This is a genomic window from Christiangramia aquimixticola, from assembly GCF_048285835.1.
In the GTDB taxonomy this organism is placed as follows: Bacteria; Bacteroidota; Bacteroidia; order Flavobacteriales; family Flavobacteriaceae; genus Christiangramia; species Christiangramia aquimixticola.
Genome location: NZ_JBLVTL010000245.1, coordinates 1 through 293 on the forward strand (window position 1 = coordinate 1; position 293 = coordinate 293).

1 protein-coding gene is annotated in these 293 nt (G+C 42.0%); it reads left to right on the top strand.

The genetic code is table 11. The annotated features are described in order from the left end of the window. On the top strand, positions 1-293 hold a 293-nt coding region (locus tag ACNKXV_RS14330), incomplete at both ends, for a putative metal-binding motif-containing protein (RefSeq protein WP_417908385.1).

Consider the following 293-nt stretch of genomic DNA (forward strand, 5'->3'; position numbering starts at 1 on the left):
TCTTCTATCAATCCGGATACGGTTTGGTATGTGGGTGTGGATAATGATGCTGATGGTTTCTTTGGAAGCACAAATTCAGTAACACAGTGTACCTCTCCTGGTGCTGGTTATTCAACCACTGCCCCAGCAACTCCTGATTGTAATGATACCGATAATACAGTTTATCCAAATGCTCCTGAACTATGTGATGGGAAGGACAATGACTGTGATGGAACTATCGATGAAGATCTGACCTTTACTACTTATTATATCGATGCCGATAAAGATGGATTTGGAGATGCTTCAGATTCGGG